The following is a 17,203-nucleotide window of genomic DNA, read 5'->3' on the forward strand; positions in this document are numbered from 1 at the left end:
TCTGCCTATCAGGTCAAATCCAAAATCATGGTTTTGAATCACTCATTTCTAACCTCAATACCCCTCCTTGAATGAGGTCCCTATGCCTTAAGCCAAATCCAGCGATGCTGTTCCCATTCCAGGATTTTTTCGTGATATAGTAGTTTTCATTGCTGTTGTTTTCTGCCTCTATGACTAATTCACCACCGGAGTAGAAATCCGGGTTCAATTGTATCGTTGCCTTATCAAAAATGGGACTGCCAATCTCATAGATTGGGTTTTCTTCTGTGCCTGCGTTCATTTGAAAGAGACCCAGTTTCATCAATACGGCCAAAGAACCCATTAGTCCCTGGTCCTCGTCTCCGTTATACCCCAATTCTGGGGTAAGTGCACTAAATGCTACATTGAGCACCTTCCTGGACCAGTATTGTGTCAAATCCGGTCTATCCAAATAGTTGAAAATATAGGCCGTTTGCATGGAGGGTTGGTTACCATAGTTAATGGGAATCCTCCTATACTCTGGGTGAGTTTCTACAGCATGGGAAGTCCCTGATGTGAAGCCCAGTTGCTCAGCCTCTTCAAACTGGCGATGAAGCTTTTCCGCAGCATTTTCTTTGCTACCCATCAATTCTGCCAAACCCGGTAAATCATGGGGGACAAACCAGGTAAACTGCGCCGCATTCGCCTCCACGAAACCATTGGCATAATCATAAGGGTCAAAGGGTTGCAGCCATTCGCCATTCTCATCTTTCGGCCTCATCCAACCTGTCTCACCATCATAAACATGTTTATAGTTGCCAGACCTTTGCAAGAAAGAAGCTTCGTCATCTGTTTTTCCAAGTGCTTTTGCCAACTGTGCCAGTGTCCAGTCCTGATAACTGTACTCTAAGGTCTGCCCGGCCCCTTGCTCGTGACCTCCAAACCTTCCTTTTGGGTTTGGATAAGGCACAAATCCCTTTGCCATGTAATATTCAACCCCACCACCAAAAGCAGTTTTGTGCTCGTATCCAGACTTGCTCATCATTCCACCGGGCAGGTGGTTTTTTCTCAGAGCCTCATAAGCCCTCTCTACGTCAAACCCTCTTATTCCCTTTTGAAAAGCTCCTACAAAAAAAGGAGTGGAAGACGCTCCAGTCATGACATAGGTGTAGTTACCACCAGAGGGGCCTCTTGGGATAAGTCCCCCATCCTGATAATATTGGAGAAAACTGTTACAAAACTCTTCCACAATCTCCGGGTAAACCAGGCCCCAAAGCACTGCAATGGTCCATTGTGCCCCCCAAAAGGAATCCGAATTGAAATGCCTGAATTTTGGCTTTCCACTTTCGTCTAATGGTATTTGCCCAATACGGAATTCCTCCCCTGTATTATCCGGATAGGCTCCATTGACATCCGAAAGGGTTCTTCTGCCTTGCAAAGCTTTCCAAAGATCAGTATAAAAACGTCTTCGCTGGTCCAATGAATTACCTTCCACGCGGATCCGGCTCAGCATTTCATTCCAAACCTCCTGGGTTTCTTCCACTACCCCATCAAAATCCCAACCTTTCAGTTCCTCTTCTAGATTGTTGGCTGCATTCTCGGAACTGGTATAAGAAATGGCAACTTTCATATGAAGGGGTTTGTTAAGCCCTGCACCAAAATCCACAATGGTATTTTCGGACTCATTTGAATAAACCAGACCCTGAATATCCTGGTCAAACTCCACCTTGAAAAATACAGTGATGGGCTTCGGTCTCCGGGAGGTAGGAGAATTGGTGACTTGCCCCAGTAAAGTACGCTTATCCTTTTGCTCCAGTTTCCCATCCACCATTTCGCAAGGCCCAAGAGTACCTGCCAATTGAAATAAAACCCCTGCATCCTTGTCTTCTGGAAAAGTATATCGATGAATTCCTACCCTATGTGTAGCGGTAAGTTCTGCATCTATCCCATACCGATCCAGATACAGCTTATGGTATCCAGCTTCCACCAATTCACTGTCGTGTGAAAATGGAGAATAGTAATCATCTAGGAAAGAGACAGCATTGCCTTTAAAAGCAAGTGGCATCACAGATACTCCAGACATCTGCCAGGCATGTACATGGCTGAATCCTTTCACTGTGTCTGTGTCATACCTATATCCGCTGTTCCAGGCCCCATCAACCTGGGTATCGGGACTTAAGTTTACCATACCAAATGGCCTGGTGGCGGAACTAAAATAAAACCAGCGGGAATTTGCGGCATCCAAAAGTGGGTATACCAAATCCACTGGCCTTTCTTTTTCTTCCCAAATCGAGTTTTCTTCTTTGACAGAGCAACAGGCCAAAAGGACAAGGCAAATGATGAGATTTTTCATCTTTCGGTCTTTGACAATAAAGTTAATTAAGGCTTATTAAAGGGGAAGTGAAAGTTGCCACCTCCAACTATCCCTTAGGGCATCCTCGAGATTATATTGCGGGTTCCACTTTAGTTTCTCGGAAATCTTAGTAGTATCGGCCCATACCTTCTCCACATCCCCTGGCCTTCTTGCTCCAATTTTATAGTTTAGTGACTTACCGCTCACCTTTTCAAAGGATTTTATTACTTCCATTACTGTATTGCCTTTTCCCCTGCCCACATTGAACAAGTCAAAAAAATCCACTGGTTTATCCTTGAGGTATTCTATGGATTTCACATGTGCATCTGCCAGGTCCATGACATGAATATAATCCCTTATGCAGGTTCCATCTGGAGTAGCATAATCATCTCCGTAGACTGTAAGTTCTTTCCTGATACCTGCGCCTGTCTGAGTGACAAAAGGCACCAAATTAGCGGGAACCCCCAAAGGAAGTTCACCTATCTCTGCACTTTCGTGTGCTCCAATAGGGTTAAAATATCGAAGGGAAATTATTTTCAAGCCTAATTTGCTCCTAGTCACGTCAGATAAGATATCTTCACAAATCTTCTTTGTGTTGCCATAGGGACTCTCGGCGAGTTTCCTAGGGGTGTCCTCCCTTACAGGCAGTTGATCGGGCTGGCCATATACCGTACAAGAGGAGGAAAAAACCAGGCTTTTCACCCCAAAAGATTGCATCGTTTCTATGAGCAATAATAGGGACCCCACATTATTTTTGTAGTATTTCAGGGGCTGGGCAACACTTTCCCCAACTGCCTTGTAAGCCGCAAAGTGAATCACCCCCGTCAATGCATTTTCTGTGAAAATTTTTTTCATGAGATCCGCATCATTACAGTCACCATCATAGTAGGGAACCTCCTCCCCCAATATATTCCTTAAGCCATTTAGCACACTTTTGTCGGAATTTGAAAAATTATCGATAATAATGGGCTGATAGCCCGCATTTACTAGTGCTACCGCCGTGTGGGAACCAATATAACCTGCTCCCCCTGTAATTAAAATCTTTTCCATGAACCAAATATAAGTCTTCCTGCTATTTTTGGAAAACTATTGGGGATTTTACCAGTACTTTGAAACTTGCATGACGAATTCGCCACAGGAAGGGATTCCAGGAACTAGTCCCCTGAATCCAGTTGGGGGCAAGCTACCTGCCTGACGGTTTACCTGCCGAAGGCATGGCAGTCAGGTCTGACCAATAAAAAAACAAATTATAAACAGATGAAACTTTCTGGATCAAAAAAAGTATACCTAAAATATAAAACAGCCTAATACACACTTAACTTAAATTTTATTATGAACCATCTTTCGCTCAATGAGAATCAAGTCATGATTGCTGACATGATTCGGGATTTTGGAGCTAAATCCATCACTCCATACCGCAAGGAGTGGGATGATAAGCAAGAATTCCCACTATCGCTTATCAAAGAACTAGGTAAACTGGGGCTAATGGGTGTCCTAGTACCGACCAATTACGGTGGATCCGGCTTTGGTTATTTTGAATACATCACTGCAATTGTGGAATTGGCTAAACTGGATCCGGGAATAGCCCTGTCGATGGCGGCACACAATTCCCTTTGTACCGGGCACATCATGCTTTTTGGTAATGAGGAACAAAAACAAAAATACCTACCCAAGCTAGCTAGCTGTGAATGGCTGGGTGCTTGGGGGCTCACCGAACCCAATACCGGTTCTGATGCCGCAAATATGAAAACCGTAGCTAAGCAGGATGGCGATTACTTTGTGCTCAATGGGACAAAAAATTTCATCACTCACGGGGTATCCGGGGATGTGGCTGTGGTGATTGCCCGTACAGGGGAAGTGAGGGACTCCCGTGGCATGACTGCATTCGTTGTTGAAAAAGGCACCAAAGGCTTTCGAGGGGGCAGGGTAGAGGACAAACTCGGCATGAGAACTTCCGAAACTGCAGAATTGATTTTTGAGGACTGTAGGCTGCATAAATCGAATGTCTTAGGAAAAGTGGGGGAAGGGTTCATCCAGTCCATGAAACTCCTGGAGGGAGGGAGGATTTCCATAGCTGCTCTTTCATTGGGTATTGCGGAAGGAGCGTTGGAGGCTTCCTTGCAATATGCAAAAGTAAGGCATCAATTTGACCGTCCCATCTCAGATTTTCAGGGTATATCTTTCAAACTTGCCGAAATGGCCACGGAATTGGATGCTGCAAAGTTATTGACCTTCAGGGCAGCGGCTATGAAAAACGAAGGGAAGTCGGTGAAGCTTGAAAGTGCCATGGCTAAGTATTATTCCTCAGAGGTTGCGGTAAAACTTTCCAATGAAGCAGTACAGATATTCGGTGGATATGGATTTACCAAAGATTATCCAGTAGAAAAGTATTACCGGGATGTCAAACTTTGTACTATAGGTGAGGGTACCACTGAAATTCAAAAATTGGTGATTGCCAAGTGCATTCTTGAATAAATCGAAGGCATTCTAAAGTTGGCTTTGAATTTGTGCCTTTTCCCTTCAAAACAGGCCTATACTTTATCTTTTAAAAAACTTGTCGAAAAACTCCAACCCTTTTCTTTTAGGGAGATGGTTCTTCTTTTTGTTGGTAACCTTCTTCCTGCAAACAGGTGCACAAGCCCAAATTTCCACTTTTGAAGAGGGATGGCTTTACTGGACTAGGTATTTTCTGGAAGTGGAGACCGGGGAAAAAACCAATTTGGGAATTGAACTGGACAACAGAAGGTTTGCTGAAGAAAGCCGACAATATCAAAGTATAGGTAGGGCAAGTCTCTTGCACCAAAAAAAAGACTGGGTAAGCTACGGGGGCGGAATATCCTATTCTATGCTTTATAGCCTTTTTACGGATGTGATCCAACCCGAAATCCGCCCTCACCAAGAGGTGAATTTCTCCTACAGTGAGGACAGGTTTTCTTTTAACCACCGGATCAGAATAGAGCAACGATTTGTGGGGGACACCGTCAGGCATATAAATAGTGAAGAGAAGGTGACAGAGGAACTATCAGGGACGTACAGCTTCACCCTCAGGTCCAGGTACATGATGGCTATGGACATCAACCTTTTGGACAAAGAGGAAAAAGGAGGGCACCTAAATTTTGAAACCAACGCTGAAATCATGGTCAATGACTCCATAGATGAATGGCTAAATACGCTCCGGTATTATTTTGGTGTAAAATACTTCCTAAGCGAAAACCTGCAAATCCAACTTGGGTTTCTTAAATCCATTGAAAGAGAATACGAATTTGACACCTTATTTGACTACGAGAACCTCAGGTTTACCCTGAGACATCAAATCCGTAAAAAAAGGTAGGCTATACTCATCCTAATTCCTTTTTTCACAAAAGGTTTTTATTGAAGAAAATATCTTATACCTTTGCAAGCTTGAAAGGGGGTGTACAATATGATAGTAGTAAACGTAAAAGAAAACGAAAGTATAGAAAAGGCATTGAAACGCTTCAAGAAGAAGTTTGACAAAACAGGTGTAATCAGGGAACTGAGGAGCCGTCAGCACTTCGAAAAACCTTCTATAACCAGGAGGTCTGAAGTAATTCGTGCTGCTTACCGCCAAAAAATGCGGGATCAAGAGAACAATTAAATTCAGTTAACTTTTCTTTTCGGAAAAGAATAGGCATATTGGTGAATTAAGTAACCGATATGCTTTTTTCTTTTATCAACTACCTACAGCACGAAAAAAGGGTAAGTCCACATACTGTTTTGGCTTATCAAAAAGACCTGGAACAGTTTCAGCATTTTTTGAAATCCTCCTTCGAGTTCGAAGAGTTTTCCATAGCAGAACACCCTCATATCAGGGCCTGGGTAATCGATTTGATCGAACAATCTCTTGCACCCAGCAGTATTAATCGGAAAATCGCCACTCTTCGCTCCTTTTACAAGTTTTTGCTTCGCAGTGGGGTGATTTCCAAAGACCCTACCTACAAAATCCAAGCCCTGAAAAAAGGTAGAGTCTTACCCACTTTTGTCCCGGAACCTACTATGGAGGAAATATTGCAAGAAATGAGGTTTGAGGAAAATTTCGAAGGGCAAAGGGACAGGATCATTCTTGAGGTTCTATATCTTACCGGCATGCGACTATCCGAATTGATAGGCTTGAAATGGTCTGAAATCGACCTTTATGAAAGCCAAGTAAAGGTTGTTGGAAAAGGAAATAAAAACAGAATTATTCCCCTGTCGGTCAGGGTTAAAAAAAATATTATTCTTTATAAAAAAGTATTTGAAGAAACGTTTTCAATTCTCAATACAAGTGACTATTTTATCGTTAGAAAAAGTAAGGAGCAAGCATACCCCATGATGATATACCGTGTAGTTAGGAAAAATCTCGATCTTTTTGTCCAATCTTCCAAAAGAAGTCCTCATGTACTCCGGCACACTTTTGCCACCCATTTGCTGAATAAAGGGGCAGACCTCAATGCCGTTAAAGACCTTTTAGGCCATTCCAGTTTGGCGGCTACTCAGGTTTACACCCACAATTCCATAGAGAAACTTAAGGCTGTGTTTGAACAGGCACATCCTAAAGCTTAAATAAAAGTTTAACTTTTAATTGTAAACACCATGAAATTACAAATGCATTCCATTCATTTCGACGCTGATGTCAAATTGATTAACTTTATCCAAAAAAAATCGGATAAACTGGAAACCTACTTTGATCAGATCATTGATGGGGAAGTTTTCATGAGATTGGATAAAAATGACAAAAGCGAAAACAAAATCGTAGAAATAAAATTGAATGTCCCTGGAAGGCAATTTTTTGCCAAGAGCCGAAACGATTCCTTTGAAGCAGCAGCCGACGAATCCGTTGAAGCCCTGAGAAGGCAAATAAAAAAGTACAAGGAAAAAATGGTTCTCGCCAAACAATAAGGTTCTAAATGGGGGTGGAGCTCGCCCCTGGGGGCTGTCCGAAAGGGCAGCCTTTTTTTTGGCTCTTTTCCAACATTTTTAACCATATTTGCCCTAAAATTTCCACCATGGGCCAAACGCAGCAATACCGAAACTACCTTTTTATTTCCCTGGCAGTCGTTTCGTTTTTCAAAATACAGTTCACCCTGTTTACCCCGTTGAGCCTTTTCACAGAAGAGGCCCAATATTGGTTATGGTCCAGAAACCTGGATTGGAATTACTACAGTAAACCACTGATGATCGCCCTTTATAACAGGTTCAGCACCTTCCTCTTTGGCCATAAGGAATTTGCCGTTCGAATTAATGCTGTATTTTTCGCGGCCGGTACCGCATGGGTACTGTTCGAGCTTGCAATAAGCATGTTTAAAAATGCCAAACTTGCTTATTGGTCTTCCATTTTGCTTTTGGTGATGCCTTTTTACCATTTGGCTTCCCTTTTTCACACCACGGATTCCTCCTTGGTTTTTTTCTGGGCTTTGTCCATACTATTGATCTGGAAAGCCACCCATTCTCATCGATTGACCTACTGGCTCCTTGCCGGTATAGCTACCGCCCTGGGTATCTTATCAAAAAATGTAATGGTACTCATTCTTCCTTACACCCTCCTTTTTCTCCTTATTAAGGATTACAGGCAAATAATCAGCGGTAGGTTTCTGGTTTTTATACTAATAGCTTCCATGTCCTTTATCCCTATATTGATTTGGAATTTGCAAAACGATTGGGTAACCTTCCGTCATGTTGGCACTTTGGGTGGTGTAAGCGGTACCGGGCAGGGCTTTCAATGGACTGACGCCGCCAAGTTCATGGGGGAATATATTGGAGGCCAAATTGCGGTGATCTCGGTTTTTTTGGCACCCCTTTTTGTTTTGGCGATAAAAAAATGGCGGAGTACAATGGACGACAGGTTACTTTTCCTGCTTTTGCCGGTTGTCCTAACTTGGATGTTGTTTTTGGGGGTTTCCCTGGTAAAAAGGGTTGAGGTTAATTGGCCAGCTTTCGTTTATGTGTCTTTGCCAATTGCATTTGCATATGCCATTCAACAAAATAAGCGCTGGCTAAGCTATACCAGGATAGCCACAATTATTTCTGGCATTTTACTCATATTGATCATGTACCCTGCGCCTATAGATGCTATCGGGTTCAAAAAGGTCTTGCGGCCGGATAAGGACCCTTTTGCCCGTCTTGCAGGGTACAAGGAACTGGGACAAAGGGTGGATTTCCTAAAGGATTCTCTAAACCTCAAGCAGCATTTTGTATTTAGTGATACCTACCATGTGGCCTCCTCCTTGAGCTTTTACCTCGAAGGACACCCGCAAACCTACAACCCCAACTTGGGAAGGAGAAAAAACCAATTTGACCTTTGGCCTGGCTTGGAACAATTCGAAAACAAGAATTATGCAGGCATCTTTGTGAAATGGGGGGAAGATAGCATGCCCCCAGTCCAAGAAGCCTTTGAAAACCTTCTTCATGAAGAAACACTGACCATCCATTATCGAGGGACACCCGTAAGGGTTTTTCTGATTCAGATGTTGGGGAATTATCACTATCTTGAAGAGGTGGATGTGCAGGCTTATTGATTTGAGCTGCTAGCTTTGAGGAATTTACGGATTGGTATTGAAAAGAGATGGATTGCATATGAATAGAAGAAAATTTATACCCCGGTTATTAATGTCCGCGTTAGGTTTGACATTTCCCAATGCTCTCCTCCGTGCCAAAGCCCCTCTCACCCTACCAATGGAACAAAGTGAGGTTACTTTTAGTACCGAAGGCAATGAGGTGAAGTGCTACCTAAGAGGAATCCCTGCACCTACAAGGTTATTACATGTCACCGACACGCACCTCTTCATGGATGATGAAAGGGGTAAGCTCTACCAGCCTTATAGTGGGCGAATGGCAAAAGCCTATAACGAAACCATACATTTTGAAACAGGGGAAAGCACCAACCCCGAAAAATCATTCCTAGAAACCATCTCCTTGGCCAAGGAACAAAAAGTGGATTTACTGGGCCTTTCCGGGGATATATTTAGCTTTCCCTCAGAATCCGCGATCGAATGGGTCATGGAACTATTAACCGATAGCGGTATAAACTATCTCTATACAGCAGGCAACCATGACTGGCACTATGAGGGAATGAAAGGCAGCTTGCATGAATTGAGGGAAACCTGGATTGAAAAAAGACTGAAACCCCTCTATCAAGGTGGTCATCCTCTGATGAATAGCCAGAGTATCAATGGTATCAAATTTATCAGCATGGACAACTCACTTTACGAAATCACGGAAGAGCAACTAGCCTATTTCAGAAAGGAATCCAATACGGATGCCAAAGTAGTCCTATTAGTACACATCCCTTTATACGCACCTGGTAGATCGGTTGGTTATGGATGTGGCCACCCGGAATGGGGAGCAAAAACAGACACGGGATTTAAAATTGAGGGAAGGGAGAGGTGGCCCGAGAAAGGGCATTCCCCTATTACCTTTGATTTTCATAAGGAAGTTTTCCAGGGAGGTAAAGTAGTAGCAGTATTTGCGGGGCATGTACATAAACAAACCATTGATATAGTCAATGGCATTCCACAGTTTTTAGCACCCCCAAATGCCATGGGTGGGTTCCTGGATGTGGAGTTTCTACCCCTAGGGAAAGGATAGGCTTTATGATCACTATATGAGGATAACTTCTATGCCTTTTTCCTCCAACTTATTCACGTAGTGAGTAGATAGGCCTTTGTCAGAAATGATAATATCCACATCTTCCAGAGCACCAATTTTGCCAAAACTCTTCTTGCCGAATTTACTGGAATCTGCCAGAACTATAGTCCGCTGTACAGCCTGTATCATTTGAGCATTGAGGTGGGCTTCCATCATATTCGAGGTGGTTAGCCCAAATTCCAGGTCAATTCCATCCACACTCAAAAACAACATATTACAAGCGAAATCCCTGATCATGGTTTCTGCATAATTCCCAACAACTGAACTGCTGCTCTTTCTAACTATCCCCCCAAGTTGAACCAATTCAATAGAACTGTGCTCCATCAATGCCATTGTCACGTTCATCGCCCCGGTAAGCACTGTGAGCGGAAGGTACTTGGGGATGGCCTGGGCGAAGGAAACCACGGTGGTTCCAGACCCCACTATTATGGCATCATTTTCATGAAGCAATTCCACGGCTCTCTGAGCAATTGCTTGCTTTTCCTTGGCGTGTAAATTCTTTTTCTCACTTACAGACCTGTCTTTTACATAAGGGTAGATCGGGGTGGCACTGCCATGGGTCCTAAAGAGCAGCCCCTTATCCTCCAGTACCTTTAAATCTTTTCGTACCGTCACCATGGTGACGGTCATCTCTTTGCTTAGCTCCGCAACACTCACATAACCGGCCTGCTGCAGTTTTTCCAAAATATATTTATGTCTTTCTGCGATGGTCATAACCCTTACAAATTATCCTTTTGTGTTTCCATTCTCATAAATCACCATTAAGGTACCACAAAAAGAAATAAAAAGAAACTATACAGACTCTAAAACAAACCAATTTATTTCTTTTTATGATTTTTTGTAGTATTTTTGTTTTCAAATCGGTAGTAATGGATAGAAATAAAAACCTAATAGAGCTTGCAAAAAAAGACAAGGTCTGGGACATGGTAGTCATAGGTGGAGGAGCATCAGGACTTGGGGTGGCATTGGATGCGCTTTCCAGGAGCTTGGATGTTGCGCTTTTTGAAAAGGCGGACTTTGCAAAGGGCACCTCAAGCCGCAGCACCAAATTGGTTCATGGTGGGGTGAGGTATTTGGCACAGGGAGAGATAGGCCTGGTGTTGGAAGCACTGAAGGAAAGAGGGCGCTTGCTTAAAAATGCCCCACACCTGACCAGTAACCAGCCCTTTATTATCCCCTTGTACGGTTTTCTGGACAGGTGGAAATACAGCATTGGACTCAAAATTTACGACTGGATGGCTGGAAAATTAAGACTGGGTAAATCCAGGTATATTTCCAGGAAGGACACCATAGACCGACTGCCCATGATCAAGACGGAGGGCCTTAAGGGTGGGATTGTCTATCATGACGGTCAGTTTGACGATGCAAGGCTGGCCTTAATGGTGGCTAAGACCTGCAACAGCATGGGGGGTTGTCTGGTGAACTATTGCGGAGTAAATAAAATCCTAAAAGACATAAATGGAAAAATTTATGCTGTGCAGGTGAAAGACGAACTCAGTGGGGAAAAACACGTAGTAAAAGCAAAGTCTGTCATCAATGCCACTGGCGTATTTGCAAACAAAATCCTAAAGATGGATGAGCCGGACATTGGCAAAATGATACAGCCTAGTCAAGGAATTCACCTGGTGATAGATCGCTCCTTTTTGGGGGGCAAGGATGCCTTGATGATACCCCAAACCTCTGACGGCAGGGTGTTATTTGCCGTGCCCTGGAAGGGCAAGTTGGTGCTAGGCACCACCGATACTTTGAGGGAGAAAGCAAAAATGGAACCTAAACCCTTAGAAAGCGAGATTCAATTTATCCTAGAAACTGCCGAGCATTACCTTGTAAAAGCCCCTACCAAAAAGGATGTCCTATCGGTATTTGCGGGGATGAGGCCACTTGCTGCACCCAAGGAAAGTGGGGCCAAAACCAAGGAAATATCAAGAAGCCATAAGGTGGTCATTTCAAAAAGCGGGTTGATCACCCTTACAGGGGGCAAGTGGACCACTTTCAGAAAAATGGGCGAAGATACGGTGGACAAATTTTACAAGCTCCACCAACAGCAGCCCGTCGAGAGTGATTCCTCAGACATCAAGCTACATGGTTTCACAAAAACGTCCGAGGAAGGCCACTGGAAAAGCTATGGAAGTGACGCGAAAAGGATAAAAAAGCTCGCATCAGGAAACCAGGCCTGGAATGAGCAACTTCACCCGGACTACCCCCATCTGGCTGCAGAAGTGATATGGGCAGTAAGGGAGGAAATGGCCATGAAGCTGGAGGACATCCTTTCCAGAAGAATTAGGCTTCTCATCCTGGATGCACAGGCGGCAAAAGACTGTGCTCCCAAGGTGGCCATGTTGATGGCGGAAGAACTTGGAAAGGACGAAGACTGGATCAAAAAAGAATTAGAAGATTTTAATAAATTAGCAGATAAATACTTAATATAAACCCATGAAGTGCCCATGAGAAAGAATTCTCGCAAAGGGAGATCATTATTCTAGGCATTCCCCCGAATCGAGTTCCCCGATCCCGTAGCTATCCGGGACGGGGCAGGCAGGGGCAGGCTATCTGACCGTTGAAATGAAAATATAAACACTTGAAATGCCCATGAGAAAGAATTCTCACACAGGGGGATGATTAATCTGGGCATTCCATCTGACCATTGAAATACAAATATAAACAGATGAAATCGAGCCTGTCCTGACGGCAGTCAGGGCATGACGAGCACGTCACACACCGGGATGATTATCGTTGTGAGATTCCCCCGAAACAAGTTCGGGGCAGGCTATATGACCGCTGAAAAGACAATTATAAACATATGAATAAACCCAAAAAGTACATTTTGGCCTTGGATCAGGGCACTACAAGCTCTCGTGCCATTATTTTCGATCCCAAAGGCCAAATTGCCGCAATGGCCCAAAAAGACTTTAAGCAGCATTTCCCAAAAGCCGGATGGGTGGAACATGACCCCAATGAAATATGGACTTCACAGGCAGCAGTAGCCACTGAAGCCATTACCAAAGCCAATATCAAAGCCAAGCAAATTGCCGGTATTGGCATCACCAATCAAAGGGAAACAACCATTATTTGGGACAGAAAGACCGGGGAGCCCATTCATAATGCCATCGTTTGGCAGGACAGAAGGACCTCCGCATACTGCAATGAGCTAAAGCAGAAGGGGCTGTCTGACAAAATCAACGAAAAAACAGGTTTGATCATAGACGCTTATTTTTCCGGTACCAAAATCAAGTGGTTACTGGATAACGTTAAGGGTGCTAGGGAAAAGGCAAATAAGGGAGAATTGTGCTTCGGGACAGTGGACTCCTGGTTGATATGGAAACTAACCAGTGGAGCAGAGCATATCACCGATATCACTAATGCCAGCAGGACCTTACTGTTCAATATCCATGAACAAAAATGGGACGATGAATTGTTGGAGCTGCTGGATATTCCCAAATCCCTATTGCCGGAGGTGAAGTCCAGCTCAGAGGTATATTGTACCACAGCAGGAGACATATTTTCCACCAAAATCCCGATAGCCGGAATTGCAGGAGATCAGCAAGCTGCACTTTTTGGGCAGCTTTGCATCCAACCAGGAATGGCAAAAACCACCTATGGAACTGGATGCTTCCTGGTAATGAACACGGGGGAAAAACCAGTGAAATCAAATAACCGTCTATTAACCACTGTGGCATGGAAGATTGGGGATGAAGTCAACTATGCCCTTGAGGGTTCGGTTTTTATCGGTGGAGCAGCGATACAGTGGCTCAGAGATGGCATTTCCCTTTTTCAACATGCCCAGGAAACCGAGGCACTTGCAGAAAGTCTATCGGACAACGATGGGGTCTACTTCGTGCCTGCCCTGACAGGATTAGGCGCTCCCCATTGGGATCAGGATGCAAGAGGATCCTTTTTTGGCATCACCCGGGGCACCACCATTGCACATATGACACGTGCAGCCTTGGAGGCCATCGCCTACCAAGTCAACGACGTTTTGCAAGCCATGGAAAAGGACAGTGGGGAAAAAACCAAGGAAATGCGTGTGGATGGTGGGGCCTCGGCCAATAATTTCCTGATGCAATTTCAGGCCGACCTGGTCCGTACTACCATTAACCGGCCGAAGATCACCGAAACCACCGCCCTGGGTGCCGCTTACTTGGCAGGCTTGGCAGTAGGTTTTTGGGAAAAGGATGAACTAAAATCCCTTTGGGCATCTGATAAGACCTTTGACCCTCAAATGGAGGAGGAAAAGGTCAAGGGATATCTGCACTTTTGGCATAAAGCCGTAGAACGTTCTAAAGGCTGGATAGAGGATTAGACCATGAATATATTCGTAGCAGAATTCGTAGGCACCTCACTTCTACTGGCCATGGGCTCGGGGGTAGTGGCAAACGTGGTGCTGAATGGTACCAAGGGAAACAATTCCGGATGGATTGTGATCACAACCGCATGGGCCTTGGGGGTTTTTATCGGGGTGGTAGTCGCCGGTCCCTACAGTGGCGCCCACCTGAACCCGGCCGTAAGCGTTGGACTGGCAATTGCCGGTGATTTTGAATGGGCCATGGTGCCCAAATATGTGAGTGCCCAAATCCTGGGAGCAATGTTTGGTTCAGGAATGGCATGGCTGGTGTATAAGGATCATTTTGCTATTACCCAGGATCCTGGGCTAAAATTCGCACCTTTCGCCACCACCCCTGCTATCAGAAACCTTCCCTCCAACCTTATCTCTGAAGCGGTAGGCACTTCAGTACTTATCATCGTCATCCTCTATTCCACTCCGGCAGTAATTGAGGACGGAACAGGAACACCTATAGGATTGGGATCCCTGGGGGCATTGCCTGTCGCATTTTTGGTTTGGGTTATAGGTCTGTCTTTAGGAGGGACTACCGGCTATGCCATCAACCCTGCCAGAGACCTGGGTCCCAGAATCATGCATCAAATTCTTCCCATTAAAGGAAAAGGCTCCTCGGATTGGGCCTACAGTTGGGTGCCTATCCTGGGTCCACTTTTGGGTGCAGCATTTGCCGCGGGAATTTATCTATTGCTTGGAGCGGGAAACTTAGTCTAGACCTTAACTTTAGAGGTCTCTTTTTGCCCTCTAAGGTTTTCCTCTGCTGGTTGAAGTATGCCACTTCACCCTCCTTCTACCCCTCTCTTAACTGATAAGCCTTAGGTTGGGTAAATACCCGGATGCCCTGATAGGACAAGGTGCTGCCAACTCCTGATTGCTTGCGGCCTGACCAGGGAAGGTTGGGACTGACCCGGTCGCAGCAATTCCAATATACGGTACCCACATTCAGCCTATCCAATAGTTGCAATGCCCTATTCTTGTCTTGCGAAAACACAGCTGCGGTAAGGCCATAATTGGTGTCAGCCATCAGTTTTGCGGCCTCTTTGTCCCCTTCAACCCGTTGGATCCCTATAATAGGGCCAAAGGATTCCTCCCTCATCAGTTCCATTTCATGATTTACCTCGCTCAAAACGGCCGGCTCAAAATAAAACCCTGGCCTGTTGGGTATTTTTCCACCGCAATGCAGTGTTGCCCCCTTTTCCAAGGCATCTTTCACTTGGCCAAACAGGAAGGAAGGTTGGTCTTTCCGGGTGAGGGGGCCTATAAAGGTGGTTTCATCTAAGGGATCCCCGAGGGTGTAGGATCTCACCTCCTCCAGAAATTGGTCCAAGAATTCCTCATAGATAGAGGCATGAACATAAATCCTTTCCACGGCACAGCAGCTTTGACCGTTATTATAAAATGCACCTTCCGCTGCATTCTTGGCTGCCTGCTTAATATCCCTGACATCCTCCATGACATAAAGGGGATCTTTACCTCCCAATTCCAACTGCAAAGGTATCATCCTGCCTGCCAATTGGGTGGCGATTTTCTTTCCTGTCGCATAGGAGCCCGTAAAAAAACAACCGTCAATATCGGCTTTCAATAACGTTTCCCCTACCTCCCCTTTACCTACTATTACTTCAAATAAACCTTTTGGAAGACCGGCCTCCTCAAGCAAGGATTTAAACCCGAAGCCCGTTAGCAAGGCATGCTCTGAAGGTTTATAAGCAACTGCATTGCCCGCTACCAATGCGTATAAAAAAACATTGTAACCTATATTATAAGGAAAGTTCCATGCCGATATATTTGCGATGACTCCCAGAGGTTCATATCGGATCAGTTCTTGGGTACTTCCTTCCTTCTCCAACAGCTCTTCTGCAAGCCATTTTTCTGCATGCTTCTGAAGATGTGCTATCCGATTGTGTGCTCCTGTCACCTCATTTCTTGCCTGCTGTATAGGCTTACCTGTTTCTTGGGTCAACCATTGGGCCAGGGTTTCCCGCTGTGCTTTCACCAATTTGCCAAATGTTGAGATTATTCCCAGGCGTTCCTTTACCGGTACAGCCGCCCACTCTTCCTGGACTCTCTTGAGATGATGGATTTTTTCGGAAATGGTTTCAGTGGTATCCTCATCCACCTCACGGAACACCTGTCCATTTGCGGGATTGATCAATTGCATAAGGTTTGTTTTTTTACATGTGAAAGAAATAATCCATATAAGGCTTTGGGGTCAAGTGCCTCGCCGGGTTTGTGATAAGTAAACTCTGGATGCCACTGCACACCTAGTATTTTTCCTGGTGCGGCCCGTGTATACCCCACTGCCTCTATCAGTCCGTCCTCTTTGCAGGTAGCCAACACCTCAAGGTCACTGCCCAAGTCTTTGATCGCTTGGTGGTGTACAGAATTAACCCTTTTCAGTGTTTCTTCTGCATAGGTCTGATCCAAAATTTTACCATTTGCCAAATGTACACCGTGGTGTAAGGTATCATAACGTTCTGCGTCTCTATGAATAATAGCTTCCGGCACTTGGGTGGCGATGTCTTGATAAAGGGTACCTCCACAAAATACATTCAATACTTGTATCCCCCTGCAAATAGCCAAAATGGGTTTCCCGGACTGAAAAGCCAATTCCATTAACCTCAACTCGTATTCGTCCCTATAGCTGTCTCCAAGCCATTTTCCGGGAATTATTGGTTTCTCACCATAAAACTTGGGGGCGAGGTCGGTGCCACCCTGAAATACGAAACCATCCATTTGATCGATTATAGGCTTTATTTTATCCAATCCCAAGTTGGGAAGAAGCAGGGGGAGTACCCCTTCCTGGCTGATGTACCCAGCCATATCGTTTTCTATGTAGGTCAGGGTCTTCGGGCCAAATACCAGCCTTTCCTTATCCGGATACATGAAGCAAGCGCTAACTCCAATTTTTAGCATTT

15 protein-coding genes are annotated in these 17,203 nt (G+C 44.7%); 10 read left to right on the forward strand and 5 right to left on the reverse strand.

Annotation, left to right across the window (positions count from 1 at the left end):
• Nucleotides 1-25: 25 nt before the first annotated feature.
• Together DB520_RS19790 and galE are read right to left on the reverse strand one after the other, a co-directional pair.
• Nucleotides 26-2,311, reverse strand: a complete 2,286-nt coding sequence (locus DB520_RS19790) for a GH92 family glycosyl hydrolase (protein WP_114751505.1) — start codon at nt 2,309-2,311, stop codon at nt 26-28.
• Nucleotides 2,312-2,347: 36 nt separating this feature from the next.
• Complete coding sequence (galE, locus tag DB520_RS19795) at nt 2,348-3,361, reverse strand: UDP-glucose 4-epimerase GalE (RefSeq protein ID WP_114751506.1); 1,014 nt, start codon at nt 3,359-3,361, stop codon at nt 2,348-2,350.
• A gap of 282 nt (nt 3,362-3,643) precedes the next feature.
• Between galE and DB520_RS19800 the strand changes: the two genes are divergently transcribed.
• The 7 genes from DB520_RS19800 (at nt 3,644) to DB520_RS19830 (ending at nt 9,892) form a co-directional block, all read left to right on the forward strand.
• Nucleotides 3,644-4,786, forward strand: coding sequence for an acyl-CoA dehydrogenase family protein (locus DB520_RS19800; RefSeq protein ID WP_114751507.1), 1,143 nt, complete (start codon nt 3,644-3,646; stop codon nt 4,784-4,786).
• 79 nt (nt 4,787-4,865) lie between these two features.
• Nucleotides 4,866-5,642, forward strand: coding sequence for a DUF2490 domain-containing protein (locus tag DB520_RS19805; RefSeq protein WP_198675396.1), 777 nt, complete (start codon nt 4,866-4,868; stop codon nt 5,640-5,642).
• 90 nt (nt 5,643-5,732) lie between these two features.
• Nucleotides 5,733-5,927, forward strand: coding sequence for a 30S ribosomal protein S21 (gene rpsU / locus DB520_RS19810; RefSeq protein WP_114751509.1), 195 nt, complete (start codon nt 5,733-5,735; stop codon nt 5,925-5,927).
• A gap of 59 nt (nt 5,928-5,986) precedes the next feature.
• Nucleotides 5,987-6,871, forward strand: coding sequence for a tyrosine-type recombinase/integrase (locus DB520_RS19815; protein WP_114751510.1), 885 nt, complete (start codon nt 5,987-5,989; stop codon nt 6,869-6,871).
• A gap of 30 nt (nt 6,872-6,901) precedes the next feature.
• Entirely contained in the window at nt 6,902-7,207 is a 306-nt protein-coding gene (gene hpf, locus DB520_RS19820) for a ribosome hibernation-promoting factor, HPF/YfiA family (protein WP_114751511.1), read from the forward strand.
• Nucleotides 7,208-7,314: 107 nt separating this feature from the next.
• The gene (locus DB520_RS19825; RefSeq protein ID WP_114751602.1) at nt 7,315-8,823 is read left to right on the forward strand and encodes an ArnT family glycosyltransferase; all 1,509 of its coding nucleotides are present in this window, start codon (nt 7,315-7,317) and stop codon (nt 8,821-8,823) included.
• A 91-nt stretch (nt 8,824-8,914) separates the two neighbouring features.
• Entirely contained in the window at nt 8,915-9,892 is a 978-nt protein-coding gene (locus tag DB520_RS19830; RefSeq protein ID WP_232835069.1) for a metallophosphoesterase family protein, read from the forward strand.
• 12 nt (nt 9,893-9,904) lie between these two features.
• Here DB520_RS19830 and DB520_RS19835 read toward each other — a convergent pair whose 3' ends face one another.
• Nucleotides 9,905-10,666: a DeoR/GlpR family DNA-binding transcription regulator gene (locus tag DB520_RS19835; protein ID WP_114751513.1), complete on the reverse strand. Its 762-nt coding sequence runs from the start codon at nt 10,664-10,666 to the stop codon at nt 9,905-9,907.
• Between the two features lie 155 nt (nt 10,667-10,821).
• Between DB520_RS19835 and DB520_RS19840 the strand changes: the two genes are divergently transcribed.
• The 3 genes from DB520_RS19840 to DB520_RS19850 all read left to right on the forward strand — a co-directional run bounded on the left by DB520_RS19840 (nt 10,822) and on the right by DB520_RS19850 (nt 15,002).
• On the forward strand, nt 10,822-12,381 hold the full coding sequence (locus DB520_RS19840) for a glycerol-3-phosphate dehydrogenase/oxidase (protein WP_114751603.1): 1,560 nt from the start codon (nt 10,822-10,824) through the stop codon (nt 12,379-12,381).
• Nucleotides 12,382-12,752: 371 nt separating this feature from the next.
• Complete coding sequence (gene glpK, locus DB520_RS19845; RefSeq protein WP_114751514.1) at nt 12,753-14,252, forward strand: glycerol kinase GlpK; 1,500 nt, start codon at nt 12,753-12,755, stop codon at nt 14,250-14,252.
• Between the two features lie 3 nt (nt 14,253-14,255).
• Nucleotides 14,256-15,002 carry an MIP/aquaporin family protein gene (locus DB520_RS19850; RefSeq protein WP_114751515.1) on the forward strand — a complete coding sequence of 249 codons (747 nt, stop codon included), beginning with the start codon at nt 14,256-14,258 and terminating at the stop codon, nt 15,000-15,002.
• A gap of 76 nt (nt 15,003-15,078) precedes the next feature.
• Here the strand turns inward: DB520_RS19850 and DB520_RS19855 are convergent, their stop codons facing one another.
• Together DB520_RS19855 and DB520_RS19860 are read right to left on the reverse strand one after the other, a co-directional pair.
• The gene (locus tag DB520_RS19855; RefSeq protein WP_114751516.1) at nt 15,079-16,446 is read right to left on the reverse strand and encodes an aldehyde dehydrogenase family protein; all 1,368 of its coding nucleotides are present in this window, start codon (nt 16,444-16,446) and stop codon (nt 15,079-15,081) included.
• Entirely contained in the window at nt 16,437-17,201 is a 765-nt protein-coding gene (locus DB520_RS19860; RefSeq protein WP_114751517.1) for a gamma-glutamyl-gamma-aminobutyrate hydrolase family protein, read from the reverse strand. The genes DB520_RS19855 and DB520_RS19860 overlap by 10 nt, the downstream gene beginning before the upstream one ends.
• Between the last annotated feature and the right edge of the window lie 2 nt (nt 17,202-17,203).

The organism is Pleomorphovibrio marinus (assembly GCF_003347495.1).
GTDB lineage: Bacteria > Bacteroidota > Bacteroidia > Cytophagales > Cyclobacteriaceae > Pleomorphovibrio > Pleomorphovibrio marinus.

Excerpts from the sequence above, each read along its gene's own strand:
- DB520_RS19790 (WP_114751505.1), bottom strand. The coding sequence starts at position 2,311 with ATGAAAAATCTCATCATTTGCCTTGTCCTTTTGGCCTGTTGCTCTGTC.
- glpK (WP_114751514.1), top strand. The coding sequence starts at position 12,753 with ATGAATAAACCCAAAAAGTACATTTTGGCCTTGGATCAGGGCACTACA.
- DB520_RS19855 (WP_114751516.1), bottom strand. The coding sequence starts at position 16,446 with ATGCAATTGATCAATCCCGCAAATGGACAGGTGTTCCGTGAGGTGGAT.
- hpf (WP_114751511.1), top strand. The coding sequence starts at position 6,902 with ATGAAATTACAAATGCATTCCATTCATTTCGACGCTGATGTCAAATTG.
- DB520_RS19825 (WP_114751602.1), top strand. The coding sequence starts at position 7,315 with ATGGGCCAAACGCAGCAATACCGAAACTACCTTTTTATTTCCCTGGCA.
- DB520_RS19815 (WP_114751510.1), top strand. The coding sequence starts at position 5,987 with ATGCTTTTTTCTTTTATCAACTACCTACAGCACGAAAAAAGGGTAAGT.
- DB520_RS19850 (WP_114751515.1), top strand. The coding sequence starts at position 14,256 with ATGAATATATTCGTAGCAGAATTCGTAGGCACCTCACTTCTACTGGCC.
- DB520_RS19835 (WP_114751513.1), bottom strand. The coding sequence starts at position 10,666 with ATGACCATCGCAGAAAGACATAAATATATTTTGGAAAAACTGCAGCAG.
- galE (WP_114751506.1), bottom strand. The coding sequence starts at position 3,361 with ATGGAAAAGATTTTAATTACAGGGGGAGCAGGTTATATTGGTTCCCAC.
- rpsU (WP_114751509.1), top strand. The coding sequence starts at position 5,733 with ATGATAGTAGTAAACGTAAAAGAAAACGAAAGTATAGAAAAGGCATTG.
- DB520_RS19840 (WP_114751603.1), top strand. The coding sequence starts at position 10,822 with ATGGATAGAAATAAAAACCTAATAGAGCTTGCAAAAAAAGACAAGGTC.
- DB520_RS19860 (WP_114751517.1), bottom strand. The coding sequence starts at position 17,201 with ATGCTAAAAATTGGAGTTAGCGCTTGCTTCATGTATCCGGATAAGGAA.
- DB520_RS19800 (WP_114751507.1), top strand. The coding sequence starts at position 3,644 with ATGAACCATCTTTCGCTCAATGAGAATCAAGTCATGATTGCTGACATG.
- DB520_RS19830 (WP_232835069.1), top strand. The coding sequence starts at position 8,915 with ATGTCCGCGTTAGGTTTGACATTTCCCAATGCTCTCCTCCGTGCCAAA.